Raw genomic sequence first — 25,742 nt, 5'->3', positions numbered from 1 at the left:
TTGAAAGCTAAAAACCCACATCTTTCCCATTTGTTGGAAATAAACTTGGCCATGCTGTTTATCAGTACATCTGGCGCATTAGGTAGATATGTTGAACTGCCGGTTCCCGTAACCATAGCAACAAGGGGTGTTTTGGCGTTTTTTCTACTCTTTTTTTATTGCAAAATAAAGGGGATTTCTTTAAGGGTCAGGGCGCAGGATTTCACCTTGGTTTTTATTAGTGGTATCCTCATGGGGCTTCATTGGTTAAGCTATTTTTATTCATTGCAGATGTCCAACGTGGCGATAGGAATGTTGTCTTTGTTTACATATCCGGTAATTACTGCGTTTTTGGAACCGCTATTGCTAAAAACGAAATTCCAAAGAGTACATTTATTGTTGGGTGGATTGGTATTATTGGGCATCTATTTTCTTGTTCCTGATTTTAATTTGGAAAATTCATCAACCATTGCAATTGGTATGGGAATATTATCTGCATTATTTTATGCTTTACGAAACTTGATTCTAAAGACGAAGGTCAAAAATTACCATGGTTCAATGCTAATGGTTTACCAAACCGGTATAATTGGACTGTTTTTATTTCCTTTTTTATTTTCTGTGGAAACAAGTGAACTATATGGGCAGTGGGAGGGTATAGTTGCCTTAGCCGTAATGACAACAGCAATTGGGCATACATTGTTTTTAATGACGTTTAAACACTTTTCTATAACCTCAGTTAGCATCATTAGTAGTATACAGCCCGTTTATGGGATAATCATAGGAGCATTATTCCTATCCGAAATACCCGCACTAACCACTCTTTTTGGTGGTGCACTTATATTAAGTTCTGTGATAATTGAGAGCGTTAGGTCATCAAAATGACCTTAGAGTATAAGTTTGTGCTCTATTCTTTTATACCTGGGGTACCAGTACTAAATTGCTGAATGAGCCCTTCTCCCAACTTGCCAAATTCATCATTTTTTGCCATTTCCCTTACCTTAACAGGGTCAAAATCGCCATTGAAATATAGAAATGAACCGTTGATATTATTATTGTTGTAAATCAATATTTCTTTAACACTGTTCCGTTTTTCCCTTATTGAGACCACGTTGCGTTTTAACTCTTCATTTTTGCGAAAAACTTCAATAAATGAAGTGCCGGTAATACCGTTCATTTGACTGTTCAAAAATCTTGTCCTTGCAGGGGTTGCGCTTGGAAACTGCATATATCGTAGATCACGAGTGTTACCTACTAGGGCTTTCATTTCTGGGGAAATTCCACTTATCAATGAAAGCATGAACTGTGGTACCCTAACCGCTGTTACATGGTCATCGTTTTTATGTGCATTATAAAAAGTGTCAATAGAGTTGTAACTTCCACAGGAAGTCAAAAGAATCAAGCTCAAAAATAAAAGTGTTCTCTTAATCATGGTGTAGTGTTTAGAAATTAAATGTAACAAAAAAACATCAACAAGCATTCCAAACTGGGTCATTTGGTGTCGGGGCTACTATTTCTAATGGCTCTTTTTTTACTGGATGTATGAACGACAACTTTCTGGCATGTAAATGAATACTTCCGCCTTTGTTACTTCTATCAAAACCATATTTAAGGTCACCTTTGATAGGACTTCCAATGGCAGTCAATTGAGCTCGAATCTGATGGTGTCTTCCAGTTTTTAAATCAATTTCCAACAAAAAATATGAATTCAACTTTTTACGAATCTTATATTCCAATATCGCCTTTTTACTGTCTGGTACTTCTTTCTTATTGGCGTAAGACTTGTTTTGCCTAGTATTTCGTTTAAGCCAGTGGACTAATTGATCTGCTTGTGAGGGCGGTTGGTTTTTCACTATTGCCCAATAGGTCTTTTTAGCCTCTTTTTCTGCAAATAATTTATTCAATCTAGGTAAAGCCTTTGATGATTTTGCGAAGACGACAATTCCTGAAGTGGGTCTGTCTAATCTATGTGGCACACCTAAATATACATTCCCTGGCTTGTTGTATTTTTCCTTGATATACTGTTTAACTATATCGCTTAAGGGGTTGTCGCCGGTTTTATCACCTTGAACAATATCCCCAGGTCGTTTATTAATGGCAATGAGGTGGTTATCCTCGTATAGGATTTGAAGATTTTTTGGGTTAGAGCGTATTTTTGACATACTTAAATTGATAAATTTCTATAACGAAATACCAAAAAAAGCAGCAACAGAACACCAACGGTCACAGAAACGTCTGCCATATTGAAAATGCCGGTTCGAAAAACTCCCCATTTTATTTGAAAAAAATCGGTCACAGAACCATAGGCTATTCGGTCAATTAGATTGCCTATACCACCCCCAATTACAAAAGTGAACGCCAGTACCATCCATCGATTGAGATTCGATTTTTGAAGCATCCTAGCCAATAAAACAAGAAGTACGATCAAAGGCAATCCTTGTAGAAAAATCATTTTAAGAATAGGGGATAAATCTGAACCAAAACCAAGCATTGCGCCTGTGTTTTCCACATTGGTTAAAATAAAATTATCGTTGACCAACTGAACATACTGCATGGGTTCAATATTTTTACGTACCAAATCTTTGGATATTTGATCACATCCAATATTCAAGAGTATAAATGACAGTATGCCAATTCTTTTTAACATATTTTAAATAAGAGAATTAGTATTGCTCCTCATCGTTAGGGAAGTCCCTACTTTTAACATCGGTTACATATTGCGAAATGGCGTTTCCCATATCCTCATATAAATTCATATATCTTCTTAAAAAACGTGGATTAAATTCATGGGTCATCCCTAAAAGATCATGTATGACCAAGACTTGTCCATCTGCATGTTTGCCACCTCCAATTCCTATAGTTGGGATAGAAATACTTTCAGACACTATTTTGGTCAGTTCAGCCGGAATTTTTTCTAAAACGATTGCAAAGCAACCCAAACGCTCCAACAACTTCGCATCAGCAATTAGTTTTTTAGCTTCTTCTTCTTCCTTTGCCCGGACGGAGTATGTGCCAAATTTGTAAATCGCCTGTGGGGTTAAGCCTAAATGTCCCATTACCGGAATACCAGCATTTAAAATTCTTTTAACGGATTCTTTGATTTCTTCTCCTCCTTCAACCTTAACGGCATGAGCACCACTTTCTTTCATAATTCTAATGGCAGAACGTAAAGCCTCCTTTGGGTCACTCTGGTAGCTTCCAAAAGGGATGTCTACAACAACAAGAGCTCTATCAATTGCCCTAATTACTGAGGAAGCGTGATAAATCATCTGATCCAAGGTGATGGGTAAAGTGGTTTCATGACCCGCCATTACATTACTGGCAGAATCGCCAACTAAAATCACATCTACTTTTGCCGCATCTACAATTTTTGCCATTGAATAATCATAGGCCGTGAGCATTGAGATTTTCTCACCGTTCTTCTTCATATCAACGAGTGATTTTACGGTAACTCTTTTATATTCTTTTTTAGCTGTGGACATTTGCGGTTTTTTATAAGCGATAAATGTAATGATTTTACCCGATTGTTGCAGTCATCAAATATTGGTTTTAAAACCGAACTTGTGCAAATAGATCATTACTTTTTTTATTTTTGAGGAAACAACATGAGGATGAAAAGACTACTATTTATGGCATTACTGTTTGGTGGTGTTACCATTTCTGCACAAGAACCTGAAGAATTAAAAGTGCAAAGCACTATTGAGGCCTTTTTCGACGGGTTTCACAAACAAGATTCGATGTTGATAAAACAAACAGTTTCAGACGGAATTATCGCTCAGACAATTGGTCGAAAAAAAGATGGTTCAACAGCAATGAGAACTGAGGATTTTGGTAGATTTTTGAAATCAATTGTAAGCATTCCTGATTCTGTGAATTTTAAGGAAAAGTTGCTTTCTTTCAATATTCAAGTTGATGGGGCGATGGCAAATGCATGGACACCGTATGAATTTTGGTATAATGATGCCTTTAGCCATTGTGGCGTAAATTCTTTTCAACTTTTCAAAGATGGTGAAGATTGGAAAATCATTTATTTGATAGACACACGTCGAAAAAAAGGTTGTAAATAATAGTTAGAATATTTTTTAAATTAAAAAACACTTACGAAATATGAACTTCAGATCATTAAAGGGCTTACCGCTAATAGTTTTAGCTACAGTTTCACTTCAAATAAATGCACAAAATTCCGAATCACTGGAAGGGCGATGGAATTTAACCTTGTCCTATGACGGTAAAGAAGTACCATCTTGGTTAGAGGTGGGCCATTCTGGTTTAAGTACACTTGTTGGTCGGTTTGTATTTCTTAATGGCAGTGCAAGACCAATTTCCGAAATACAATTGGAAAATGGGGAGTTTTCCTTCGAAATACCTCCACAATGGGAGGAAGGGAATGACCTTAAGTTTAAAGGAAAACTAACCGATGGTAAACTAAACGGCACCTTGCTTTACACCGATGGTAAAAGCTATAACTGGGTGGGTACAAGATCACCAAAATTGACATATAACGCTAATCCTGTTTGGGGAGAATCGAAGGCGCTTTTCAATGGAAAGAATCTTGATGGCTGGCAAGCGATGGGTGTAAACCAATGGATGGTAAAAGATGGAATATTGACCAGTGAGAAATCAGGAGCTAATTTGGTATCGAGCGAAAAATTCAATGATTTTAAGCTGCACATAGTATTTAGATACCCAGAAGGCAGTAACAGTGGTGTTTACTTAAGAGGTAGGTATGAAGTACAAATCGCCGATAATATTGGATTGGAACCTTCAAGCATATTGTTCGGCGGTATTTATGGATTTTTGACACCCAATGAAATGGTTGCAAAGCCAGCAGGGGAGTGGCAAGAGTATGATATTACTCTGATTGGCAGACGTGTGACCATTATTGCCAATGGAAAGGAAATAATAACGAATCAGAATATTCCTGGTATGACGGGAGGTGCATTGGATAACAAAGAGGCCGAAGCGGGCCCCTTTTTGATACAAGGGGATCATGGTCCTGTGGAATTCAGGACTATTGAGGTTACCCCAATAATGAATTAAGTAGTTAATTGACTTGAAAAGTAAATTCCTAATCGTTTATAATGGTTGGGAATTTTTTTAAGAACCCTGATACAAATGCTCACAGGTAGGGCATATGGAAAGACTGTAGTTTGCAGGTAACTTTTCTACCCAATCGGGTACCCAATCCCAGATTTCTGGCTGATCAGCTCTTTGAGTATGTCTACAGTTGCTGCATTGAACAATATGTCCGTTTGATTGAAAATATCTTTCTTCAATAATATGGAATGTTTCATAATTCATGTTGCTCATGGGTAGTTTATACACTTCTGAATGTATAATCAATATACCAGACTTGTTATCAAGCGGGTATACACTTTGATGTAGAAGCCTGTGTTTTGTTTTTTCTATATTCTCATACTGGTGATGCCATATTTCGCCAGAGCTTATTACTTTTTTGTAGTTTTTCCTAAAATACAATTTAAGACGAATGCCTTTAAATAACCTTAATGCAGAAGTGCCTAAAACTTTTTCGTCGGAAATAAGTTTTACATGTCCGTTATTCTCAGCAAACCTGCACCAGTCATGGTTAACGTAAATAAATTTTAATTTATTTGAGAGTGCGCAAATGGAAAACCTGCTTTTTTCCAATACATTAAAATCGAACCCTCCAAGATTATCCAAAAATTCTGTGGTGTATCTTTTCATTATGATTTGTAGGAAATACGATAATTTTCGACTAACGTTTATTATTATTTGAGTAATGAAAAGAGTGTAAAAGTAATTTGGTGTAGAGGTGCAAAATATGACAATAGTCAGTATTGAAGAATAATGGATGAAATAGTAAGACTGCAAATTAACTCTTAAAATTGTATAGAATTCCTACATTGTTTTGACCTCGAACAAAGTATCTAAAACAAATAGTGGTTTAAAGGAATATTCCTTTAAACCACTTTATTAAAAAAATGAACTTTATTCTTATTCTTCTATCAAAATACCCATTTTTCCCATTTGATAATCACGCATCGCCTCAAGTATTTCTGTTTCAGAATTCATGACGAAAGGCCCGTGTTGTACTATTTTCTCATTCAAGGGTTTTCCGGATAAAACAAGAAATTCGGCCTTCCCATTTGTTGAGACTTCAATTTGGTCACCACCGTCCTCGAAAATAACCAAATTCTCTTTTTCCACAAGTCCGTATCCATTGATTCTCAGATTTCCCTTTATGGTATAGATCATAGTATTGAACCCCTTGGTAATGTTAAAGGTCTGGGTGTCTTTTCCAATACCATTACTCCAAAGCATCAATAACTCACTTTCAGTTTTGATTTTCCCTTTCAATGAACCATAATTACCAGTAATTACTTTTGTGGTCATATTTTTATTTTCAGAATAAAAGACAGGGATTTCATTCTCAGGCACGTATTGATAACTTGGCTCGATCATTTTTCTATCAGCAGGGGAATTTACCCAAAGTTGAATCATTTCATTGGATCCATTTCTATCCATCAAATCCTGTGATGGTCTTTCGCTATGCACAATGCCTGATCCAGCATGCATCCATTGTACTTCTCCTTTCTTGGCAATTTGATTGTTACCACGACTATCTCGGTGATGTATCTCACCTTCGATGATAAATGTCACAGGGGTGAAACCTCTATGAGGGTGTGCACCAACTCCTTGATGAATTGCTTTCCCATCTTTTCTATATTTCAAAGTACCATGATGCAACAGTAGAAAAGGATCAACCTGTTGCACATTATTAGTCGGTAGGGCTTGTTTTAACGGAATTCCACCCATATCTATATTAAAGGCGGGAATCAATGTCTTAACCTTTTTCAACATGATGTTATTTTTTAAATTGCTTCCTGAAACATTTGAATCTTTTGACCTAAGGTTTCATTTAAATCTTTATTTTTTAGTCCTTCTTTTGAATAATTATCGTAAAAATCGGGTAGTGAAAAATCGGCAATGACATTACCTCCAAAAAAAGGAAATGCTGCTTTTGCTGTATTTAAAACCGTGACACCACCTCTGCCTCCTGGAGAAGTGGCCATTAAGAACATTGGTTTATCTTTCCAAACCTTTTGATTTATTCGTGATAACCAATCAATGGTATTTTTAAAAGCTGCAGTATAGGAGCCATTGTGCTCGGCCATGGAGATTACAATACCGTCCGCTTCTTCAATCAGGCTATTTAGCTGCTTAGCATTATCTGGAATCCCCTTTTCGTTTTCTAGGTCGATTCCATAAAGAGGCAATTCATAGTCATTTAAATCGGCCACTATAGTCTCTGAATTTGTTATTTGATTGGCAGTATATTGTGCTAGTTCTTTGTTGATGGATTTCTTACTGTTGCTACCACCAAGGGCTATTATTTTTTTCATCTGTTTTTTGTTTGCTGAGAAGCTTTTTCCGTGAATCGAAATCCCATTCTCTTTTTATGATACAAATATCAGTCGTAAATAATAGCTATGCATTAACCTAGATTAAGAAATGAAATTGTTCTAGTTAGACTTTGCCCTTTTACCTTTAACCTTACTCAAGGCTTCTGGCGTAATTCCCAAATAAGAAGCAATCATTCGTTGGGGCACGCGCTGCATAATTTGCGGGTATGTAGATTTAAAATGCTCATAGCGTTCAATGGCAGTTGCACTCATTAGCATAATCACCCTTTCCTGCAAAACCGAAATTCGCTTGATCATTGCTGCTGTGCGCTGTTTATCACTGGTAAGTGTTTCCGGAATGTACTCTTCCTCGAATAGCTTTTTGTTTATAATTTCGATTTCAGAATCTTCCAATACATCAATAAAAAGCTGACAAGGAGAACTAAAGTCGGCTCCATCTGCAATTATCCAGTCTTCTGGTGCGAACATGAAAATATGCTCTTTTCCCTTATCATCAATCATATAGCTACGTAGTAAACCTTTTTTTACGTAGTAAATTCTGGAAATCCTATCGCCATTGCGTTGTAGAATCTCTCCCTTCTTGAATGTTTTGACAGAGATTTTAGCCTTGAGTGCCTCAATTTCTCTGGATGGATTTAAATCTTGGTTTAATATGTCTAGAAAGGAACTCAAAATACTAATGCGTTGTTGTTATTCTTTTTTCAAATCTAACCTTTCTAATTCCAATTTCAGTCATCCATTCATCAATCAACGCAAAACCATTTTTTTCGTATAAGGCTATTGCTGGAGGATTCTCGGCTCCCGTTTCGACCGTAAAAAGAATCGTATTAAATGTGTTAAAAGTGAAATCCAATAGTTTTTGACCTATTCCTTGTCGAAAAAAATTGGGATCTACCACGAGGCTTTGAATATGGGTTGATTCGCAATCAGCTTTAATTTCAATAACCGCGGCCAAGAATTTATCTGCTATAAAACCATAAAACCCATTATCACAATCTATAAACTCGGCAACTGTTCTTTTAAGAGGGGGAAACTCTTTCGCTTTTAATAATTTTGCCTCTACAGCATAAGAAATTTGAAAAACATCCCGTATTCGGCTTGCAACCCCAGAATCTTTGTTGTTCAATTTTTCAATCATTCCCGGTTAATTCTATACATGTTGATCAATAAGAATAACATTGCCATCGGGATCCATAAACATGAAACTGGCAGGGCCATTTGTGCTTTCATCAACTTCGCCCATTAAGTCTATGCCATTTTGTTTTAGACTTTTCTGAATATCCCGCACATCGGTAAATGAATCCAATTTATTGGCATTATGGTCCCAACCGGGATTAAAGGTTAGAATATTATTTTCGAACATACCCTGGAAAAGGCCAATATTGGTACTCCCATTTTGCATGATTAAATAATTGGATTCCATTTGACCTGCAAAAACCGAAAATCCCAAATTCTCATAAAACTGTTTAGAAGCCTCAAGGTCTTTGACACTAAGGCTTACTGAAAATGCTCCTAATTTCATATGACTTTTATTTAATAAGTCATAATTTAAGGAATCAAATTCAATTTTCACCTTTGGAGGTCAACCATTGACTAATTGTACTAAATTCATACGGCCTTTGATGCCTATTTTAGTGTATATTCTATGTGTATGGTCCTTTACCGTCTGTAGGCTAATAAAAAGCTCATCGGCGATTTGCTGATTGGTTTTACCTTTACAGATTTGTTCTACAATCTCCCTTTCGCGCTTGGTAATTCCATACTTTTCAAATATCAAGGTTTTCTTCTCCTCAACGGGGTTTACAGCAGAGATGGGCGTGAATATCAAATCTGAATTTTGGCGGAGATAGAGTAGGGGGATTAAGTTTGAAAGGAAATAGAATAAAATCAATGCAGCAAGAAGCCAACTGTTCATGAAAAGGAAAGGAACTACAACAACTCTAATACAGAAACCCAATAGCATAAAGAATACAAATTGCTTTACAGTTTTATCATGAGGTCTGTTCTGCTTTTTGGAATGACGAATAACGGTTCCTATAAAAATGACCATATACAGCAATTCTATGAGCATGATTATTCCAATTAGCGTATACGCCAATTGTATTCCCAAAAACCAGGTTGAATTACCTAACAAAGAATATAAACCCCATACTATTGGGATGATTAAAATGAATATAACCAAGTGGCTCCGGATCAAATTATTCTTTATGGGTATTTGCAATAGTGAATGTCCCATTTTTAATAACATAATCCAGGAAATCAAAAGAAACGGTACCCCCAATACAGGAAGAAAGTTAGCGATCATTTCAATTTCTTTACTATCTGTGTTCATACTCTCTAATAAGACGCGCATGAGAATCTGACCCCAAATGGCGTAGAATGCAAATCCAAAAAAAGTGACCAGATAATAAAAATAATTCCTGTGAAAAGCTGTGTTATAGGTTAATATGAACCCATGCCCAAGTAAAACCGCCGCTATGGCAATTGCAAAGCAAAAAATAAAAACGACAATGAATGTAAGACTTAGCAAGGTTGGTGATTTATAGGTTAAAAGTATATAAATGCCTTTAAATGCAACCAATACCTTGGTAGTGATTTTGGAATCACTACTAAAGTTGGAAGGAAATGTAATAGGAGCCCCGTACATTTATGAAAATTTAAACAGTGAAGATCATGGAAGAGGTAAAAGAAGGGCTTAAACCAAAAGTAACAGCAACGGGAAGTTATAAATATGGCTGGCAACAAATGTGGAAGTATTTTCTTTATTTCTTTTTGATAATGATCATTGTAGGCCTTATTGAATCACCGGTGTCAGCTATTCAGAATTCTGAAGATAAAAAAGGGGCACTTATGATTTTACTTCATTTTCTTATTGCCATATATGGTATGTTACTGTTACCAGTGGTGAAATATGGTAGAGACCAATTGTATCTTAGAGGAATCAGAAATGAAAAAGTAGATATTTCTGAACTTTTTGATGGTTTCAAAAAGAATTATTTGAACATAATTCTAGCGAACCTACTCACTTTTGCCATTATTGGTATTGGGTTTGTTTTTTTGATTGTACCGGGAATAATCTTGGCCTGTAGACTGGCATTTGTTTCCTATTTGGTAATGGATAAGAATTTAGATCCTGTGGCCGCAGTTGAGAAAAGTTGGGCAATGACCAGAGGACATGGTTGGAAAATATTCAGAATGGGCTTGCTTGCCATTCTTGTTTTTATATTAGGGTTACTCTGCTTAGTAGTAGGTGTATTTATCGCGTTTATTTGGATAGGTGCGGCTTTTGCGGCCATTTACCATGCAATTGACCTCGAAGAGCAAAAATCATTGAATGATGTTGAAGCGAAGGAGGTATTTTAATTACTTGGCACACTCCCGGTTTCGTCCAATATCCCATCCATTTTCAAATGAGTAACTACAGGCTCCTTATCCATTCGTACTATTGTCACATGGTCAAATGATAGTGAATCATTTTTGTGTTGACTTCCACCGGTAGTCCCCAAAATTGTATAGTCACGTCCAAGGCGCTTACGATGGGAGAACGAATGAAAATGACCATTGATGACCGTATAAGGGCGTTCGCTTAATAAACCTTCCAGTTGTCCAAGGCCTTTATCGTCTTCGCGCATCCAAAGTGGTTTATGCATTAAAATGAATGTCCATTTTGGATCTGGATACTTTTTTAGAACACTATTAAAATATTCGAACTGATCATTGCTCATGCCGCCAATTCTACGTTCTGCCATATGAAAGTATTCAGAATCTTCATATTCACCTTCTAGTTCTCCGGCAATTATTTTTAATGCCTTAGCTCTGGCTTCATAAATCTCTAGCATTCTTTTTTCTTCATAATCCTCCGAATCCATCATTAAGAAAAGAACGTCTTCGTAAACGAAATGATAATATCTGGGTCCAAACCTGTTTTTCCAAAACTCGCGCATTACTGGGTTGGTCAAATCGTGATTGCCCCCTAAGTAAAAGAAGGGCATATTCAATTTTGAAGTTCTTTGATCAAACGAATCCCATTCTTTGGCCAATTGTAGAGAATCCTCGGTGCCGCCATCAATTAAATCACCTACACTTAAAACAAAAGTTGGATCCAAACGATTTAATTGTGAAACAGCTGTACTATAAACACCCGGCCTTTCACCTCCATTTAAGTCAGATATAATAGCGAATGTGAAATCTTCTTCTTCCAACTCAAAATTGGTATCGGTCCATGGAGTAGGACCACTGGAGACGTCGTGCTGGAATTTAGGAACAGGTTCTGTATTGGTTTTGCAACTAAGGAAAAGGATGAATATAAAAATTGAAAGTGGGTTTATTGATTTCATATTTTCGTCTACTTAGTATTTTAGTTTAAAATTGATTAATTGTTCAATATCTGGAATTATGCCATCATTTATTATATCTAATCGAAGGCCAGTGCCTTCGCCATATTTTGGAGCCCGTCTTAATTCTTCTTTTATAGTATCAGATATAGTACTTTCCATAATATCTTTTAGAGCCCTGTTTCCAAAAATAAAACCTGCTTTGAAAAAATTATCGCGGGGTGAAAAATAAATGATTGCCCTTTTTTTATCCTTGATTCTATAGTTCCAGCCATACTTTTTTCCAGAATAAAACCATTCTTCAGCCCCTTCAGGATATTTTTCCAAAACAAGGGAGTTAATTTTTTTCCATAAATCATGAGTTTTACCCAGTTTACTTGCCAGGTTATTTTCAGTAGGCTTTTTGGCTTTATCCGGGAAAATACTTAGATCATCCATATCCAAATTATTAATCAATAACCAAATAAAAGAATCTTATCTAAAGTTAAAGAATATCATGTTAGGAACGAAGCTTTCGTTGGCTAAAAAGTGCTTTCTTCTTATGCTTTACCCTTGTTTTTTTTGGCGTATGCCAAACCACCAAGATATGTAAATATGAAAATTGAAATCAGCATTGCTGCAGGTACCCATAAAGCTTCAGGATATACAACATAAAATGTATAGAATGCCCATAAAGAAAGGATGATTCCAATTCCCAAAGTAACCTTAAAAATGCTGCTATGGGTAATTCTGGCCCCCAGTAACCCTCCAAGGAAGGAGCCGATGGATAAACCAATAATTGTAGTAAACCAAGTATAGGTACTCGTAGAAGCCACACGTTCCGCCACTGCTTCTGGGGTTGACGGATCCATTAATTCAGGTGGGGTAGGGCTTATCAAATTGGCGATAAAAGCCATGATAAAAAAAACAATGGAACCAACTATTGCACCTATGATAATTGATACGGTACCTCTCATGCCTTAATGTTTAAATTATCAACATAAATTATTGATAACAAGGTGAATAAAGATACGATTTTAAGTACTGGGTTAGACGATATAGAATCAAATTGGAGTTTTGGCCACATGATGTGCATATATCCAATTGAAAATAACATTTTTGCTATTGACATTGTCAATCACCCTCTTAGAGCATTTTGACAAATCTTTTTTGAACATTTTAGAATCGTCCAGTTTATAACAACCCTTGATTAGTTGTATGCATTCCCATAATTCACCTAAATTCAATTTGTATCCCATTAAAGGATTATTGAATCCCAGATCATCTATTTTAAGATGAGATTCTTCAAAAAAATCAATTTAATCTATTGAATTGAACGATGAGGCATGAACATATGCAGCTCCCATGATTATAGGCATTTCTCCTTCATTACCACCACTCATAGTTCGAAGCTTGTCACCATCATATCTAAGAAAAAACAAACTCTGTTGGCCAACTTCATAATCTATATATCTTTTACCACAATTCCACTCTTTGAATTTCTGGACAGTAATTACATGTTCATCTTCTAGTATGCTCTTAATCACGGTAATTTGAAATACATCATTATCAACACAGCTAATTTCTCCCTGAACTATTTTATCAGCTTTTAATACCAACATGTGAATTTTTGGAGGAACATAATCGGCCTTTAATAGCGATGTAAAGATTAGGAACATAGTAAGAAGTATGCTTTTCATTATAACTAATTTGTCTTAATTAATCTTTACAATTGATATCTATTCATAAAAGACTGCAATTTCATCCATTTCTTTTCTTTTTAAATCTGGCACATATGCAGGTTGTTTTGCGTATCCAACGGGAAGCAACAAGAATGCTCTTTCGTTACTTGGTCTTTCAAGGATGTTTGTCAAAAATTTCATAGGGCTTGGTGTGTGTGTTAAAGTAACCAAACCGGCATTGTGTATTGCTGCAATGAGCATGCCACATGCAATACCAATAGACTCATTTACATAATAGTTGTTCAGTTTTTCCCCATTTTCACCATGTTCATGAACTTTTTTAAAAGCAACAATCAGCCAAGGAGCAATTTCTATAAATGGTTTGTGCATATCGGTTCCAATATGTTCAAGATCCTTTTTCCAACGCTCACTCATTCTACTTTCATAGCTTTCTTTTTCCTCAACCTCGGCTGCTTCTCTAATCTTTGTTTTTAATGTGGGATTGGATATGGCACAGAATGTCCAGGGTTGCTTATGCGCACCTGATGGGGCAGTAGAGGCACTTTTTATAATGTTTTCAATGACTTCTTTAGGAACAGCTTTGTCTGAAAAATCACGTACAGACCTTCTTTTATCCAACCATTGGTAAAACTCTTCACTTTTCGGAATGATTTCGTCTTCAGATATTTCCGTACGTCGGTATTCAAAATGCTTATGCCCGTTAATAATAATATGGTCTTGAGACTTCATGTGCTCTCGCTAGTTTAATAGTTTGATCGAAGATAATTGATTTCAAATGCATTTATTACTTTACTTTCTGGCTTTTTTAATCAACTTATAAGCCCAGTCATAGTGACTTGAGGTAGCTGAGATTAAATAAGCTCCCAACGAAGTTGAACCTGTCCATTTATATCGTTTTTTCTCGAACAATTCTTCATCGGTATGTTTCTTAATCAATTTTTGAAGTTGAGCGTATGATTCGTCTAAGTTGGCTCTAACTGTACCTAACTCTTCATTAGCGTATTTTTTCAAAATGTTATGATTGAGGTCGGAGGTGGTTTTCCAAGTATAACCTTTTGCGGGCAATTCAGGTTTTTCGCCTGACATTCCCACTTTATACCAGCCTTGGACCAACAAATGCCAATGGTGTAAATGACCTAAAACATCCCTGATATTTCTATTCATGGTTCCTTCAGGAAATTCTTTCATATGTTCTTCCAGAGGGAATGAATCAACATAATTATTAAGCTTTTTATAGTTCTCGTTGCTTAATTGCAGTAATTCGGTTTTGGTCTTTGGTCTTGGCATTGATACGCTATGATTAGGAATTTGTCATTTCACCTAAATTTATGAAGACAAAACTATCTAGGTGCTATAATCTCAATTATTAACACTTCATTTTTTCAACATTTCTATTTCATATAGATCAAGACCTTTTCCCCAATAGTCTTTCTCTGTTCTGCTAAGTGAATAACCAAATTTTTCAAAAAACCTATAGGCGAGTTGCGATGTTGTAACTACAAATTTGTGTACACGCTCATCATTTTCTAAAATTGATAAGCAATATGCAACAATCTCTCTTCCTAACCCTTGTCCTGAATATTTAGGATTAAAAAAAATCCAAGTAATGTGCCCAGATCTTTCTTGGTTGTTGATATAATACCCTGCCCCACCAACAATCTCATTGTTCAGTTCGGTTACCAAATAGGTGTCAGCTCTTTGCTTCAAATACTTTTCAAAGTCTATAACTTCACCCTTGTCAAAATATTTTGGAGTATTCAGATTGAAAATTTTCACCAAATGCTTTTTATCTGATGGCTGGTATGGTCTGATTACAGTACTTTTCATCATAGTTAGAAAAACTCTCCTCTACATTGAATATCAAACTTCTGGCAAGGAATTAAACTCTTTTCTTTTACCATCATACCAGTTGGCCATTGCATCGGGAGCCTGCATCTTGTCTTTCATTTCTTTCATGGCCCTTAAATGTGCCATATCATTTTTTTGGAACATTTCCATGCCATGTTTTTTACTCATTTCGGCCATTTCTTCGAAGGTTTCAGCTTCAAATACTAAATCACAGGCTCCCCCAAGTTGTTTACAGGTCATTTTTTTCATTATTATGGTTTTAGGATTAAACGAGTTTTTTCCATTTTATCATTCGAACGAGATATCAAGATTTATTTCGAAACTTTAAGTATTCTTTCATATTCTTCAAATCTGTGCTCGCGAATGGGTCTTATTTTGGGTTCAGTTGAAAAATACAGCAATAGACATGGTGAAATGTTTTTATATTTCTGTACATATTCATAATTGATCAATTCATTGTTGTTGATCCGTTGCTTTATTCTGTTATGATAAGGGTACATTATGTTTTATTTGCCAATTTGCCTCCCAACCAAGCCATTGGAATATAGGCCAATAAAATATCTACAACTGTGAACCAAGTTGGACCAGGTAACATGGTACTTACTATAATTCCTCCGATAAGGAATAAAGCCCCAATAGCTAATGCAAATTTCATTTTGAAGGTAGCCGCAATCATAAAGGCAATAGCCGCACCGGCCAGTGTACCAAGGGCATGTGCCAGAAAAGGGAATATAAAATATTTAAAATCCAGCGTAGGCATGATTTCAGCCAAGGCAGTCATGTCATTGGGGTCAATACCTTCGATAGGGATTAATTTATGACCTAGTTGTATTAAACCCATATTTACAATGCTACCCCCAAGCCATCCAGCGATTACCGCTAAAATATTTCTGATAACTGGATTCATAATCGGTGTTTTTGTTTTCTGAAAGCGAATTCAGATGGTTGTTCAACAAGATAATAAAAAGTTTCCTTCGTAACGGCCTCGTATACGAGTCGTTTTTATTTTATAATTTCTATCTGCACATCATCTATCCAAACCGATCCAAAATCTCGAATATGCGTAGTGCGGGATTTCGAAGCTACAACTTATCAGACCGTTACATTGTTTATTAAATGCTCTAAAGTTCAAATTGCCCAAATCGGCCCGTATTGATTATATTTATTGTTAGCACACGTAATCACTTGTTATTCATTGATTCTATTTCTGTTTTCAGAAAATTTGTCACTAGTTCACTTAGTTTTTCATATCCTAGATTTGAATAATGAACATCATCTAATCCCTTTCCATATTTTTGGTGAATTGGAATAGATTGTTCATATATATCATTTACAATAATCGAATGTTTTTGCATTATCTTTTTTGCTGCGTCATTATACCTTATTGCATCGTTTTTATATCTACCAGCCTCATTTTCGGGCACAAAAGATGTAGTTAAAAAAATTAATTTAGCTTTACTTGTCGTTTTTAGGATAGTAACAATTGAATCAAGATTAGAAGCATATTCATCCATCGTAAAAGTGATTTTCCCATTTTCTTTATCCCTGTTTCCTTGAACTTTAGAATCAGCGTGGCGATAACATAAATCCCATAATCCCCAGTTAAATTGAATTGCATCCCAATCATTATCTCCAACCCAGGTTTCAATACTTTCTAGTCCAGTCCCTGTATGTTGTGCATTTCCAGGATTATGGTATACATCTGCTATACCCTTTAAATTTTCAGAAACAAAGGGGGTGTATCCTATCGAAATAGAATCTCCAATTATCAAAATCTTAGTTTTGTTTTGTTGACAACTTGAAATTCCTAATACCAATAAAATCAAAATTAAATTTCCTTTAAAATTTTTCATTATCGTTTTTTATGTGTGCTAACGTCTCGGCCATGATGCGTTGCGGAAAATGTTCACCGGACTTTTCCGTCATAGCATAAAGTTAGTTAATGAGCGAGGATTTCCGTTTAGGAATTCAGCCGCAATTGATTATAAGGTTTGTTACCTGCTGGCTTTATTCCCGAAGTTGTTTTAACCTATCAATTGCATTTTGGTTTTCAGGATTTATTTCCAACGACTTTTTGTAATTGGAAATAGCATTTTTAAAATCTTTATTGTAGAAATAACCTTCAGCTAAACTATCATAAAGATTTGCTGATTTCGGATATATATGTAAAGCTAACAAAAAGACATTAACACCTTGTTCTATCTGTTTGGAATTAAGTGACAATCGCAAACCTAAGGTGTTTAGCATACCTTCTTGAAGCTCAAGCTCTGGATGTTTGGTAATTGTTCTTTGATATAACGGAATTAAATCTTTATAACCTTGATTGAATGCTAAATCGTTAAAATCTTTATAATCGAATTCCCCCGTTTTTACTTGTTTCATTTTTTTTGAAATCAAAGTTTCAGAAAAACCATTTTTATCAGGGCTATTTTCAATAAACTCCTTTCCATACTTGTCATTTTGCAAAGTCGCATTTAAAAACTGTAAAGTATGTTCAGAAACTAGTTTATAGGATGCCATAACTTTATTATCACTTTTGTCTTGCCTTTTATCTCTGTTGGCAAATAAAACACCGAAAGAACTAAAATAGGAATGAGTTAGGTCGTGTAATTTATAACTGTACGCCTTGCTATATTTCAATGAGTCATATAATTGGAATTTGTAATTCAATTCGGCAGGAATTTTATCACTGGTCAAAACCTCTTCTGGAATTTCTTTTTGAGCAAAATGGATATATGGAATAGTAAACTTTTCTAAATTAAAGTAAGGTGATTTTTCCAGGACAGGGTAATTATATCTTTCCGTTCCATCTAAGCTCACAATTGCTTTTACGTTCTTATTTTTCATTACTGTTATAGCGTTGGAAAGTCCACCAAAACTAAATCCCATAAGAGCTATTCGGTCAAAGTCTATATTTTCGTATTTATTAATTTCTTTCAAAAGAAGTTCAACATCTCTAGATTGTGTTTCCATATCTTTTGTAGTTCCTCCTTCCAACCATCTTGTATCTGTTCCTCTTGAAGGACTTGATATCACTACAAAACCATTGCTAGCTAAATATTCGAACAGTGTAAAATTCTCAATTGATGAAGCTTGGTAACTTGGCGCATATACTACAACTGGAAATTTACCAATTAAAAAAGTTGAATTTGAAAAAGCATTGACTTTTTCAGAAAGATGTGCTCTATTATCGGGCGTATTCCATAAGTATGGGAACCAATCCAGTAAAAAATCGTTTGGCAAGTTTTCCCATTCTTCCTCTTCTTTTAAAATCTCCAAATAATCCAAAACAGCTAACTGTTTGGAAATATTTTTTTGAATTTTTGCGGGATACCAAATGCTGATAGGAATTGGTCTATCAATGAATTGATTGTTAAAGTCATTTCTAATTTGATAGGTTCTCGTGCTATCTATAATTGTATAATGTTTAAAACCTACTTTATGCTTTCCGCTGATTAGGTTTATTTCTTTTAATGATGTCTGGCCATAAGATATTGTGGATAGAACGATACAGGTTATCAATATGGTTAATCGCATTATTTTTGAATTAGTGTCCATATTAAAGATGCAATAGGTTAATGATTGTTACAACGTCTCGTATAAGATCAATAGGGTATAATAGCACACTTCTTTTCAAGATACTAATTTAATAGAAAATAGCGATTCAAGTTAAACCCTAAACCGCTATTGCTTTTATACATTGTTGTAGTTAGTTATATTAGTGAGGGCTTATATTTTCATTCTTTGACATGCTTACACATAACGTGTTTGTACAACGACCATTATTTAAGCCTAACAACAGCCATTTATTATACCCGTTGTTGTGCGTAGTTATTTTTTCGTCTGCTTTTGAATCCAATCCATAAGTTCATCTTTATTTATTGCATCCCAAGTTGATTGAGTATTCTTTGTGGTTGATGGATTGTCCTCGGGTTGTAATACTATTAATTCGGTATTTTCATTTCCTGCTAGTTTCAATTCAGCTAAAAAGCCAACTATATCTGTCGAATTATTCTCGTATAAGGTTCTTAGTTGTTTTGTCAGCTTATATTTTATTGCGGGTTCTATATACGCTCGAACTCCATAGTCTTTGTAAATCTTAACATTTTCATTCTTTTCATCAAAGTAGCTATACGATGAGAAGTTGTTATAATTTTCAGGATTGGTTTTTGGTGTTCCTCCCAAGTACGTTTCCAATAGAAAGTTAATAAATTTTGGTTCCCAAAGGTCAATTCGATTAAGTCTTATGTCACGTTTATGTTGGTACCATTTTCTTGTAAAATCCATTGTGAAGTTGCAAGTGACAATACCTTTTATTTTCAATTGAAATTCGAAGTCACTCTCTTTCATAAATTTAATATATCGCATCGCTCTATGTCCGACTAAACTCGCTCCCAAAAAGAAAATGTTGTCATTTGGTAAATGATGTTTTTTAAAGACTTCTCGAATTAGCTTATGCGTAGAAATCATAGATGATTTTGAAAAGTAAAAATCAAGAGGAATTTCGGTTGAAATAGATAATACTGCAAAGTCTTTTTCCGATGCTTGAATATACATCTGCTTTGAGCTCCTATTCTTGTTGTCATACTTTGAATCTTCGAGGAAAATTAGCACGCCTTTTATTATCTTATTTTCAGGAAGCATTATGGTATACCCTTTTTGAATAAAAGGTAAAAAGTCATTTTCCCCTATTCCAACTCTTAGGCTATCATTTTTTACTGGGTCGTAATGTTCGACCATTTTCTGTGAAAAAGATTTCGTGCTAAAAATAGTCAGGAAGAGTAAAAATAATACCTTAAAAGGTGTTTTCATTTTCGTTTGGCTTAATTACGCACAACGTTAGGTGTATGGTTTAGTTGCGAGTCTAGCTCAACTAATTTAACAAAAGTAAACCTAACCTTAGGAAAATCCGCGAGGATTTTCGTAAGTAGGCGAGAACAAGCAATGAATTATATACGTTGTTCTATAGTTTTATTTTCTAGCAGCTTTAAATTCACTTCCATTGTACCATTTTGGGAAATATTCTTCATTAGATAATTTAAAGCCGACATTAAAAAATAGTTGTAAATCTAATTGAACACCACTTAATTCTGTCGTCTCAGAATTGTATTCGTCAGAAGGTTGATGATATTTATACATACGATAATTATCATTGTACTTTTTTATTTCTTCAATACTAAGATCAAACCCTTCATAAGAACCACTTGCATACAAGGCAGGGATTCCAATTTTTGCAAAATTGAAATGATCTGATCTAAAGAAATATCCTTTTTCTGCTTCTGGATCAGGAATAATGTACCTGTTTTGTTGATTAGCAGCTTCTTTGGCATATTCATCCATTTCAGATTGACCAAAACCTGTAATTGTTAAATCTTTCATTTTCCCGGGACTATCAAGCGCATCAATATTAATGTTTGCTATTGTTTTCTTAGGACTAAAAATTGGGTTTTCTGAATAATACGCTGATCCTAACAAGCCTTGCTCTTCTCCTGTAACAGCTAATAGGACGATTGAACGTTTAGTAGCTTCAGATTTTTTGAACGCTTCGGCAATTGCTAATAAACCTGCCGTGCCAGATGCGTTATCTACTGATCCATTGTAGATCGAGTCACCATTGATAGCTTTACCCACGCCAAAATGATCCCAATGAGCTGAGTATATAATAAACTCGTCTTTTCTGTCCGTACCTGGTATAAGAGCAACTACATTTTTGGAAACATCTTTCTTAATTTCATTTTTAATTTTTACTGAAACTTTTAAGTCTAATGCAATTGGTTTAAAGTTTTTATTTCTAGAAAGTGTTTTATAGTCTTGACCTTTCATTGTTGAAATTTCAAACATTTTCTCAGCACTTTCACCACTGATCCATGACTCAATATTTAATTGAGGTAAATCACTTTCTATAATTAACCGTGCACCGGTCCAACCAGATTCAATTACATTCCAACCATAGGAAGCTGGTTCTGTATCATGAATAATTATAAGCCCATCGGCACCTTGTCTTGCAGCTTCTTCATATTTGTAAGTCCAACGTCCATAGTAAGTCATTTCATTTCCTTTAAATAAGGTTGAATCACCAGAATTAAAACCAGGATCGTTTATTAAAACAACAGCAGTTTTTCCTTTCCAATCTATACCTTCATAATCATTCCATCCATACTCAGGAGCAACAATACCATAACCTGCAAATACAAGTTCTGAATTATCAAGGTTTAGATCAGGTTCTGTTTTATTTGTTGTTGCAACAAAATCCTTTAAGTATTCTAAATTAAAGCTTTCGTTATTTCCTGAAATAATCATTTTTTCTGATGGAGTTCCTGTAATTTCTACCATTGGAACATCTTGAAAAAAACTACTACCATTTCCTGGTAAAACTCCTAATTTTTCAAACTCATCTTTTAAATAGTTTACGGTCTTTATTTCCCCTTCAGTAAATGGTTTTCTTCCTAGAAACTCATCGGACGCTAGACGTTCAATGTGCTTTCCGATAGTTGTTTGATCAATTTCAACTATTTTCGTATTTGGCTTTTTGTCGTTTTCACAACTGCTAAAAAGCATTGCTACTACTAAAAATTTTAAATAATTTTTTATCATTTGTATTTTGAATTGAATGTTCGATTTAATTACTGCCAACGTACTAGTTTAAGAGTAGTAGCGGATTAGAATGCAACTATTTTTCGGAAAACAAGATACTTAATTAAATGCAAAACGGCTTGAATAAAAACCCAAGCCGCTATTACTTTTATACAATGTTAGGCATAGTTTTTTTCTTTATCTACCTCTTGTTTTTAGTGAAAGGAATAATCATGGGCACTTCTTTTTGGTACGTTTCATATTTTTCTCCAATAAATTTACGAAGGTCTTTTTCCTCCAAATATTTTACAGCTATAAAAATGTAAATTGTAGTTACTAGAGCAAATAGTAAATGTCCAACTGTCATAGTAGGCGTTGCCCAAAAGGCGATTATAAAACCTAGCATTATGGGATGTCTAACAATTTTATATAAATAGTTGGTTTGAAATTTTGGGTTAGCAGTTTGTTTGTTTTTTAGATTATCGAAAATTTGGGATAATCCAAAAAGTTCAAAATGATTAATCATAAACGTAGAAAGTAAAACAATAAGCCAACCTAGAAAAAATATTCCAGTTATAATACTAGAAAGAATTGTGTTTTCGGTTTCCCAAACTATAGTTGTTATTGGTTGCCATTGCCAATAGATTAAAATTAAAGCTAAACTAGATAGTAGAATATAAGTGCTACGTTCCATAGCTTGACTAAAAATGGAATTAAGCCATTCTTTAAATTTTGGTCTCGCCATTATACTATGTTGCAAAGCAAAAACACTTAATAATATTACATTGATAAATATGGAAGAATACATTGTAGTATCTGCACCAGAGTCTATTGATTTTGGAACAATTATGTTACCTACAAACCCAATGGCATATAAAAAAGCAATTAGAAAGACAAAATAAGCTACAATTCCATATAATAAGATGATTGATTTTTTCATAATTTATTGTTTTTAGTTTTTGATTTTAACGTCTGCATTTAAAGTAATTGGGATGCCCTTTTTTATAGTTTGATAGACAATACAGCTGCGTTTTGCTCCTTCAATTAGTTTATGTAAGAGCTTTTCATTGGTGTTTTTAGCAATAATTAATACATCAATATGCATAGATTGAAATCCAACTGGAACAGATTTATCAATCATTAACGTTCCTCTTACATCTACTTGAGCAGTTGCTCTTACTTTTGTTTCAAAGAGTTCTATTCCTAGTTTATTGGAAATCATTCTAACGGTACTTTCAAAACAGGAAGCTAAAGAAGCACATAGTAAATCGCCTGGGTTTGGAAAATCGTGATCTCCACCAACTGCTTTATGAACTCCAATTCTGAATGGAACTTTCATTTCATTATTGATGGAAACCTTTGTTCTAAAAGGGTCTTGTAGATTAATTCCATTGACCTCCGCAGAATCAGTAATCCAAGCAGTTGCAGGATTCTTTTGATACTTTTCGTGAAGAACTAAATGTCTTTTATGTACTACAGAACTATTCTTTATAGATTTTAAATCTCTAGTTGAAAATTCCTGACTTTGCATGATATTAATTTTTCCAATTAACTGATACAAAGGACAGGTTTTATGTTTTATACGAGATTCCTTAAAAGTTCAAAAAGTGTTCTTAAAAGTTCAAAAAGTATAATTATCATTCTTTTTTGAGCGTTCTAAATTTTTTGGGAGTTACGTTTACTTTCTTTTTAAAAGCTTGAATAAAGTGCGAGTTGTTTTTAAATCCACATTCGTAACCTATTTCACTTACGGTTAGATTCGTTCCTATCAATAGGGCTTTGGAATGTTCTAATCTTTTATCGATTAACCACCTACTTGGTGTAGTGTTAAAACATTCTTTAAACTCACGTTTAAAAGAAGATAAACTTTTACCACAAAGTTTAGCAAAATCAGCTATTTTCAAATCGTATTGAAAATTTTCTGTCATAATATTTTCAATATTAGATTTGGCATCTTGCGTTATTGAATTGAAGAAAAAAAGTAGTTGGTTATTGTTTGAATTAAGCACTATATTAAAGAGTAATTCTTTAAATTTAATTTCCACTAGCTCTTTCGGAATTTCTTCTCCTTGCTTTAAATAATGGAATATGCTTTCTATTAATGTTTTAAACACTTCATTAGTAGTAATGTCGAAAATTTGATTATGCTCTTTCCGATGATTTAATTCTCTTTTAAAAGATGGGTTTTCTGTAATAAATCTTTTGATGAATTTATCGTTGATAAAGAACAGCATTACACAATAATCACTTTCTAGATATTGCTTTGTTGTATAAACTCCTTTTCTAACAAACAGAGTGTCTCCTGCTGTAAGCTTATGTGTTTTATTTGAAGTAATCCAATCTTTTTTACCACTTACAACATACGTTATTAAGTGATTCTCAATCCACAATTGATATTCTTCAATATTAAGAGGGCATTTATATTCTACGAATAAGAAATCATTTCCAACAAGCTTGTTGAATTTTGGATGATTTTTAAAGTATTCGTATGCATTAATCACTATGTTGATTTCAGTTTTTAAATTATGCCTAACGGTTGAGCTATGAACAGTACGGGAGCAAACTGGCGTTTGCTTTCCGCCACGCACATAGCGAAATCTTTTTGTTTTCTTTTTTTCTTTGTCGCGCTAAAAAGCAAAATCCAAAAAATTTTGCGGACCTGCCTGCCGGCAGGCAGGCTTCATAAAAATAGACAAACCTTTCGTTTAAGCCGGAAGCCCTTATTGTTTATAGGTTTTGTTGGGCAACGTTTTTATATATACATCCAAGGTAGAAAATCTATAAAACGTATGCTTCTAATCGTTTCACGTTCTATGTTGACTAAACCTCCATACATGAATAGAATAGGTTCTTTAAAGTATGGTCTCTTTTCACTATCATAGGTTTCTAAATTTCGTAAATACGTTTTAGTTTTATTGGTTTCCAGACTTTCATTGTATCCTTCTTCATCTACTTCATATACTACGTTTGGAAATACTTTTAAATGAGCTATAAACTTATATTTGTCATCTTCTGAATCTTTGTAAGTGTAATATTCAATAACTTCTACTTTTTCTATTTCGGATTTTTCAACTTTTTTTTCGTAACAATTACTGCTATATCTGCCACTGACGTAACTTAATAAAGCTCCAATGTCTTTTGTCAAGTCTTTTAGTATTCTCTCTTTTTTAATTTTTTGGAGTAGTAATTCTGATGTAATAAAATTGAAATTGAATCCTTTTTTGTGCAAGAAGTTTAAAATTGATTTTTCGACTTCTATATTTTCTACTCCGTAATTTTCTTGAAGCATTTGAAATAAAACATTTTCTTCAAATCCCTTATCCTTTGTTATAAAAGTCACTATACTTTTATTGAACTTAATTTTTCTTTTACCTGATTTTACTATTCTATCTTCGCTTTCTAAAAAAGCAAAGTTTAAAATTGAATCCCAAATTAGAGATTATCTAATTTGAACATTACTTTCTTTTGATTCACGGCTTTCTAAAATAAATTTAGTCAATTCAAGTCCGTCTATTTGAGTCGGTTGAAGAACTGCTATTCTATGTTTTTTTACTGGGTCAATTGATAATGTTTTTCTGAATTTTTGAATAGCTTTTTTAAATTCCTTTTCTACATCATCTGTATTTAATTGAGGGCTTTTGAAAAAGCCATCTCTCTTTAAATCGTTCGTTGATTTTAAATATGCATTAGTTTTAGACTTTAAACTCTCTTTGTAAAAATTTGTAAACTCCTCAATTACAATGTTCGATAGTAATACTTCTCCATCAGTATTCATTGTAAAATTACAGAGGTTTTGATAATCAATATTTTCATTGAATTTAAATCCAAGTTCCCTGTAAATCGAAGTGTCTAAAATCACATAATTTGCCATTTTTCAAATGTTGCCCAACGTGTTTGTGTATGATTTCGTTGCGTGTTTCAGC

At 34.3% G+C, this 25,742-nt stretch carries 33 protein-coding genes; 4 read left to right on the top strand and 29 right to left on the bottom strand.

Going from position 1 to position 25,742, the window contains the following annotated elements; genetic code table 11:
• Positions 1-861 (top strand): DMT family transporter, encoded by an 861-nt coding sequence (locus tag FB2170_RS14075; RefSeq protein ID WP_013307248.1) that lies wholly within the window; start codon positions 1-3, stop codon positions 859-861.
• Between the two features lie 22 nt (positions 862-883).
• Here FB2170_RS14075 and FB2170_RS14070 read toward each other — a convergent pair whose 3' ends face one another.
• Genes FB2170_RS14070 through panB form a run of 4 tightly spaced genes read right to left on the bottom strand, consistent with a single transcriptional unit; the run spans position 884 to position 3,458 of the window.
• Positions 884-1,408, bottom strand: coding sequence for a DUF4252 domain-containing protein (locus FB2170_RS14070; RefSeq protein WP_237701140.1), 525 nt, complete (start codon positions 1,406-1,408; stop codon positions 884-886).
• Positions 1,409-1,445: 37 nt separating this feature from the next.
• Positions 1,446-2,138: an RluA family pseudouridine synthase gene (locus FB2170_RS14065; protein ID WP_013307246.1), complete on the bottom strand. Its 693-nt coding sequence runs from the start codon at positions 2,136-2,138 to the stop codon at positions 1,446-1,448.
• 2 nt (positions 2,139-2,140) lie between these two features.
• On the bottom strand, positions 2,141-2,623 hold the full coding sequence (gene lspA, locus FB2170_RS14060; protein WP_013307245.1) for a signal peptidase II: 483 nt from the start codon (positions 2,621-2,623) through the stop codon (positions 2,141-2,143).
• A 16-nt stretch (positions 2,624-2,639) separates the two neighbouring features.
• A complete protein-coding gene (gene panB / locus FB2170_RS14055) occupies positions 2,640-3,458 on the bottom strand; it encodes a 3-methyl-2-oxobutanoate hydroxymethyltransferase (protein WP_013307244.1) in 819 nt (272 codons plus the stop codon).
• A gap of 129 nt (positions 3,459-3,587) precedes the next feature.
• Here panB and FB2170_RS14050 point away from each other — a divergent pair, with 129 nt between their 5' ends.
• Together FB2170_RS14050 and FB2170_RS14045 are read left to right on the top strand one after the other, a co-directional pair.
• On the top strand, positions 3,588-4,043 hold the full coding sequence (locus FB2170_RS14050) for a 3-methyl-2-oxobutanoate hydroxymethyltransferase (protein ID WP_041632876.1): 456 nt from the start codon (positions 3,588-3,590) through the stop codon (positions 4,041-4,043).
• Positions 4,044-4,083: 40 nt separating this feature from the next.
• Positions 4,084-5,016: a DUF1080 domain-containing protein gene (locus FB2170_RS14045; RefSeq protein ID WP_013307242.1), complete on the top strand. Its 933-nt coding sequence runs from the start codon at positions 4,084-4,086 to the stop codon at positions 5,014-5,016.
• Between the two features lie 57 nt (positions 5,017-5,073).
• Here FB2170_RS14045 and FB2170_RS14040 read toward each other — a convergent pair whose 3' ends face one another.
• The 7 genes from FB2170_RS14040 to FB2170_RS14010 form a co-directional block, all read right to left on the bottom strand.
• Complete coding sequence (locus FB2170_RS14040; RefSeq protein ID WP_013307241.1) at positions 5,074-5,682, bottom strand: hypothetical protein; 609 nt, start codon at positions 5,680-5,682, stop codon at positions 5,074-5,076.
• A gap of 270 nt (positions 5,683-5,952) precedes the next feature.
• Positions 5,953-6,819, bottom strand: coding sequence for a pirin family protein (locus FB2170_RS14035; RefSeq protein ID WP_013307240.1), 867 nt, complete (start codon positions 6,817-6,819; stop codon positions 5,953-5,955).
• 11 nt (positions 6,820-6,830) lie between these two features.
• Positions 6,831-7,361 carry an NADPH-dependent FMN reductase gene (locus tag FB2170_RS14030; protein ID WP_013307239.1) on the bottom strand — a complete coding sequence of 177 codons (531 nt, stop codon included), beginning with the start codon at positions 7,359-7,361 and terminating at the stop codon, positions 6,831-6,833.
• A 120-nt stretch (positions 7,362-7,481) separates the two neighbouring features.
• Positions 7,482-8,054 (bottom strand): Crp/Fnr family transcriptional regulator, encoded by a 573-nt coding sequence (locus tag FB2170_RS14025; protein ID WP_013307238.1) that lies wholly within the window; start codon positions 8,052-8,054, stop codon positions 7,482-7,484.
• 4 nt (positions 8,055-8,058) lie between these two features.
• Positions 8,059-8,520: a GNAT family N-acetyltransferase gene (locus FB2170_RS14020; protein ID WP_013307237.1), complete on the bottom strand. Its 462-nt coding sequence runs from the start codon at positions 8,518-8,520 to the stop codon at positions 8,059-8,061.
• Positions 8,521-8,532: 12 nt separating this feature from the next.
• On the bottom strand, positions 8,533-8,904 hold the full coding sequence (locus FB2170_RS14015; protein ID WP_041632875.1) for a VOC family protein: 372 nt from the start codon (positions 8,902-8,904) through the stop codon (positions 8,533-8,535).
• A 60-nt stretch (positions 8,905-8,964) separates the two neighbouring features.
• On the bottom strand, positions 8,965-10,029 hold the full coding sequence (locus tag FB2170_RS14010; protein WP_013307235.1) for a helix-turn-helix transcriptional regulator: 1,065 nt from the start codon (positions 10,027-10,029) through the stop codon (positions 8,965-8,967).
• A 26-nt stretch (positions 10,030-10,055) separates the two neighbouring features.
• Between FB2170_RS14010 and FB2170_RS14005 the strand changes: the two genes are divergently transcribed.
• Positions 10,056-10,745, top strand: a complete 690-nt coding sequence (locus FB2170_RS14005; RefSeq protein ID WP_013307234.1) for a hypothetical protein — start codon at positions 10,056-10,058, stop codon at positions 10,743-10,745.
• Here the strand turns inward: FB2170_RS14005 and FB2170_RS14000 are convergent.
• The 18 genes from FB2170_RS14000 to FB2170_RS13905 all read right to left on the bottom strand — a co-directional run bounded on the left by FB2170_RS14000 (position 10,742) and on the right by FB2170_RS13905 (position 25,690).
• Entirely contained in the window at positions 10,742-11,719 is a 978-nt protein-coding gene (locus FB2170_RS14000) for a metallophosphoesterase family protein (RefSeq protein WP_013307233.1), read from the bottom strand. The genes FB2170_RS14005 and FB2170_RS14000 overlap by 4 nt on opposite strands.
• Positions 11,720-11,731: 12 nt before the next feature.
• Positions 11,732-12,154: a DUF3788 domain-containing protein gene (locus FB2170_RS13995; protein WP_013307232.1), complete on the bottom strand. Its 423-nt coding sequence runs from the start codon at positions 12,152-12,154 to the stop codon at positions 11,732-11,734.
• A 101-nt stretch (positions 12,155-12,255) separates the two neighbouring features.
• A complete protein-coding gene (locus tag FB2170_RS13990; RefSeq protein ID WP_013307231.1) occupies positions 12,256-12,672 on the bottom strand; it encodes a hypothetical protein in 417 nt (138 codons plus the stop codon).
• A gap of 342 nt (positions 12,673-13,014) precedes the next feature.
• Positions 13,015-13,395, bottom strand: coding sequence for a hypothetical protein (locus FB2170_RS13980; RefSeq protein WP_013307229.1), 381 nt, complete (start codon positions 13,393-13,395; stop codon positions 13,015-13,017).
• A 39-nt stretch (positions 13,396-13,434) separates the two neighbouring features.
• A complete protein-coding gene (locus tag FB2170_RS13975) occupies positions 13,435-14,127 on the bottom strand; it encodes a nitroreductase family protein (protein WP_013307228.1) in 693 nt (230 codons plus the stop codon).
• A 60-nt stretch (positions 14,128-14,187) separates the two neighbouring features.
• Positions 14,188-14,685, bottom strand: coding sequence for a ClbS/DfsB family four-helix bundle protein (locus FB2170_RS13970; RefSeq protein WP_013307227.1), 498 nt, complete (start codon positions 14,683-14,685; stop codon positions 14,188-14,190).
• An 87-nt stretch (positions 14,686-14,772) separates the two neighbouring features.
• Positions 14,773-15,228 carry a GNAT family N-acetyltransferase gene (locus tag FB2170_RS13965; RefSeq protein WP_013307226.1) on the bottom strand — a complete coding sequence of 152 codons (456 nt, stop codon included), beginning with the start codon at positions 15,226-15,228 and terminating at the stop codon, positions 14,773-14,775.
• 30 nt (positions 15,229-15,258) lie between these two features.
• Positions 15,259-15,495 (bottom strand): hypothetical protein, encoded by a 237-nt coding sequence (locus FB2170_RS13960; protein ID WP_013307225.1) that lies wholly within the window; start codon positions 15,493-15,495, stop codon positions 15,259-15,261.
• Between the two features lie 250 nt (positions 15,496-15,745).
• The gene (locus tag FB2170_RS13950) at positions 15,746-16,153 is read right to left on the bottom strand and encodes a hypothetical protein (protein ID WP_013307223.1); all 408 of its coding nucleotides are present in this window, start codon (positions 16,151-16,153) and stop codon (positions 15,746-15,748) included.
• A 274-nt stretch (positions 16,154-16,427) separates the two neighbouring features.
• Positions 16,428-17,099: an SGNH/GDSL hydrolase family protein gene (locus FB2170_RS13945; protein WP_013307222.1), complete on the bottom strand. Its 672-nt coding sequence runs from the start codon at positions 17,097-17,099 to the stop codon at positions 16,428-16,430.
• 154 nt (positions 17,100-17,253) lie between these two features.
• Positions 17,254-18,783 (bottom strand): prolyl oligopeptidase family serine peptidase, encoded by a 1,530-nt coding sequence (locus FB2170_RS13940; RefSeq protein WP_148232114.1) that lies wholly within the window; start codon positions 18,781-18,783, stop codon positions 17,254-17,256.
• Positions 18,784-19,077: 294 nt separating this feature from the next.
• The gene (locus tag FB2170_RS13935) at positions 19,078-20,058 is read right to left on the bottom strand and encodes a hypothetical protein (protein ID WP_013307220.1); all 981 of its coding nucleotides are present in this window, start codon (positions 20,056-20,058) and stop codon (positions 19,078-19,080) included.
• A gap of 159 nt (positions 20,059-20,217) precedes the next feature.
• Positions 20,218-21,879 carry a M28 family metallopeptidase gene (locus FB2170_RS13930; protein ID WP_237701139.1) on the bottom strand — a complete coding sequence of 554 codons (1,662 nt, stop codon included), beginning with the start codon at positions 21,877-21,879 and terminating at the stop codon, positions 20,218-20,220.
• Positions 21,880-22,021: 142 nt separating this feature from the next.
• Positions 22,022-22,759 (bottom strand): methanethiol S-methyltransferase, encoded by a 738-nt coding sequence (gene mddA, locus FB2170_RS13925; protein WP_013307218.1) that lies wholly within the window; start codon positions 22,757-22,759, stop codon positions 22,022-22,024.
• A gap of 12 nt (positions 22,760-22,771) precedes the next feature.
• Complete coding sequence (locus FB2170_RS13920; protein ID WP_013307217.1) at positions 22,772-23,350, bottom strand: OsmC family protein; 579 nt, start codon at positions 23,348-23,350, stop codon at positions 22,772-22,774.
• A gap of 106 nt (positions 23,351-23,456) precedes the next feature.
• Entirely contained in the window at positions 23,457-24,407 is a 951-nt protein-coding gene (locus FB2170_RS13915; protein WP_237701138.1) for a helix-turn-helix domain-containing protein, read from the bottom strand.
• 164 nt (positions 24,408-24,571) lie between these two features.
• The gene (locus FB2170_RS13910) at positions 24,572-25,159 is read right to left on the bottom strand and encodes a hypothetical protein (protein WP_013307215.1); all 588 of its coding nucleotides are present in this window, start codon (positions 25,157-25,159) and stop codon (positions 24,572-24,574) included.
• Between the two features lie 99 nt (positions 25,160-25,258).
• Positions 25,259-25,690 (bottom strand): PIN domain-containing protein, encoded by a 432-nt coding sequence (locus FB2170_RS13905; protein WP_013307214.1) that lies wholly within the window; start codon positions 25,688-25,690, stop codon positions 25,259-25,261.
• Between the last annotated feature and the right edge of the window lie 52 nt (positions 25,691-25,742).

The sequence above is a fragment of the Maribacter sp. HTCC2170 genome, assembly GCF_000153165.2.
Classification (GTDB): domain Bacteria; phylum Bacteroidota; class Bacteroidia; order Flavobacteriales; family Flavobacteriaceae; genus Maribacter_A.
This window is presented reverse-complemented; position numbering and strand designations above follow the sequence as displayed.

What these genes read in the sequence shown, in the direction of transcription:
- FB2170_RS13920 (WP_013307217.1), bottom strand. Translation starts at nt 23,350, where the DNA reads ATGCAAAGTCAGGAATTTTCAACTAGAGATTTAAAATCTATAAAGAAT.
- FB2170_RS13935 (WP_013307220.1), bottom strand. Translation starts at nt 20,058, where the DNA reads ATGAAAACACCTTTTAAGGTATTATTTTTACTCTTCCTGACTATTTTT.
- FB2170_RS13950 (WP_013307223.1), bottom strand. Translation starts at nt 16,153, where the DNA reads ATGAATCCAGTTATCAGAAATATTTTAGCGGTAATCGCTGGATGGCTT.
- FB2170_RS13965 (WP_013307226.1), bottom strand. Translation starts at nt 15,228, where the DNA reads ATGATGAAAAGTACTGTAATCAGACCATACCAGCCATCAGATAAAAAG.
- FB2170_RS13980 (WP_013307229.1), bottom strand. Translation starts at nt 13,395, where the DNA reads ATGAAAAGCATACTTCTTACTATGTTCCTAATCTTTACATCGCTATTA.
- FB2170_RS14045 (WP_013307242.1), top strand. Translation starts at nt 4,084, where the DNA reads ATGAACTTCAGATCATTAAAGGGCTTACCGCTAATAGTTTTAGCTACA.
- FB2170_RS14070 (WP_237701140.1), bottom strand. Translation starts at nt 1,408, where the DNA reads ATGATTAAGAGAACACTTTTATTTTTGAGCTTGATTCTTTTGACTTCC.
- FB2170_RS14030 (WP_013307239.1), bottom strand. Translation starts at nt 7,361, where the DNA reads ATGAAAAAAATAATAGCCCTTGGTGGTAGCAACAGTAAGAAATCCATC.
- FB2170_RS14015 (WP_041632875.1), bottom strand. Translation starts at nt 8,904, where the DNA reads ATGAAATTAGGAGCATTTTCAGTAAGCCTTAGTGTCAAAGACCTTGAG.
- FB2170_RS13970 (WP_013307227.1), bottom strand. Translation starts at nt 14,685, where the DNA reads ATGCCAAGACCAAAGACCAAAACCGAATTACTGCAATTAAGCAACGAG.
- FB2170_RS14005 (WP_013307234.1), top strand. Translation starts at nt 10,056, where the DNA reads ATGGAAGAGGTAAAAGAAGGGCTTAAACCAAAAGTAACAGCAACGGGA.
- FB2170_RS14040 (WP_013307241.1), bottom strand. Translation starts at nt 5,682, where the DNA reads ATGAAAAGATACACCACAGAATTTTTGGATAATCTTGGAGGGTTCGAT.
- FB2170_RS14010 (WP_013307235.1), bottom strand. Translation starts at nt 10,029, where the DNA reads ATGTACGGGGCTCCTATTACATTTCCTTCCAACTTTAGTAGTGATTCC.
- FB2170_RS14035 (WP_013307240.1), bottom strand. Translation starts at nt 6,819, where the DNA reads ATGTTGAAAAAGGTTAAGACATTGATTCCCGCCTTTAATATAGATATG.
- FB2170_RS13960 (WP_013307225.1), bottom strand. Translation starts at nt 15,495, where the DNA reads ATGAAAAAAATGACCTGTAAACAACTTGGGGGAGCCTGTGATTTAGTA.
- FB2170_RS13975 (WP_013307228.1), bottom strand. Translation starts at nt 14,127, where the DNA reads ATGAAGTCTCAAGACCATATTATTATTAACGGGCATAAGCATTTTGAA.
- FB2170_RS14065 (WP_013307246.1), bottom strand. Translation starts at nt 2,138, where the DNA reads ATGTCAAAAATACGCTCTAACCCAAAAAATCTTCAAATCCTATACGAG.
- FB2170_RS13995 (WP_013307232.1), bottom strand. Translation starts at nt 12,154, where the DNA reads ATGGATGATCTAAGTATTTTCCCGGATAAAGCCAAAAAGCCTACTGAA.
- FB2170_RS13990 (WP_013307231.1), bottom strand. Translation starts at nt 12,672, where the DNA reads ATGAGAGGTACCGTATCAATTATCATAGGTGCAATAGTTGGTTCCATT.
- FB2170_RS14020 (WP_013307237.1), bottom strand. Translation starts at nt 8,520, where the DNA reads ATGATTGAAAAATTGAACAACAAAGATTCTGGGGTTGCAAGCCGAATA.
- panB (WP_013307244.1), bottom strand. Translation starts at nt 3,458, where the DNA reads ATGTCCACAGCTAAAAAAGAATATAAAAGAGTTACCGTAAAATCACTC.
- FB2170_RS13940 (WP_148232114.1), bottom strand. Translation starts at nt 18,783, where the DNA reads ATGCGATTAACCATATTGATAACCTGTATCGTTCTATCCACAATATCT.
- FB2170_RS14000 (WP_013307233.1), bottom strand. Translation starts at nt 11,719, where the DNA reads ATGAAATCAATAAACCCACTTTCAATTTTTATATTCATCCTTTTCCTT.
- mddA (WP_013307218.1), bottom strand. Translation starts at nt 22,759, where the DNA reads ATGAAAAAATCAATCATCTTATTATATGGAATTGTAGCTTATTTTGTC.
- FB2170_RS13945 (WP_013307222.1), bottom strand. Translation starts at nt 17,099, where the DNA reads ATGAAAAATTTTAAAGGAAATTTAATTTTGATTTTATTGGTATTAGGA.
- lspA (WP_013307245.1), bottom strand. Translation starts at nt 2,623, where the DNA reads ATGTTAAAAAGAATTGGCATACTGTCATTTATACTCTTGAATATTGGA.
- FB2170_RS13905 (WP_013307214.1), bottom strand. Translation starts at nt 25,690, where the DNA reads ATGGCAAATTATGTGATTTTAGACACTTCGATTTACAGGGAACTTGGA.
- FB2170_RS14050 (WP_041632876.1), top strand. Translation starts at nt 3,588, where the DNA reads ATGAAAAGACTACTATTTATGGCATTACTGTTTGGTGGTGTTACCATT.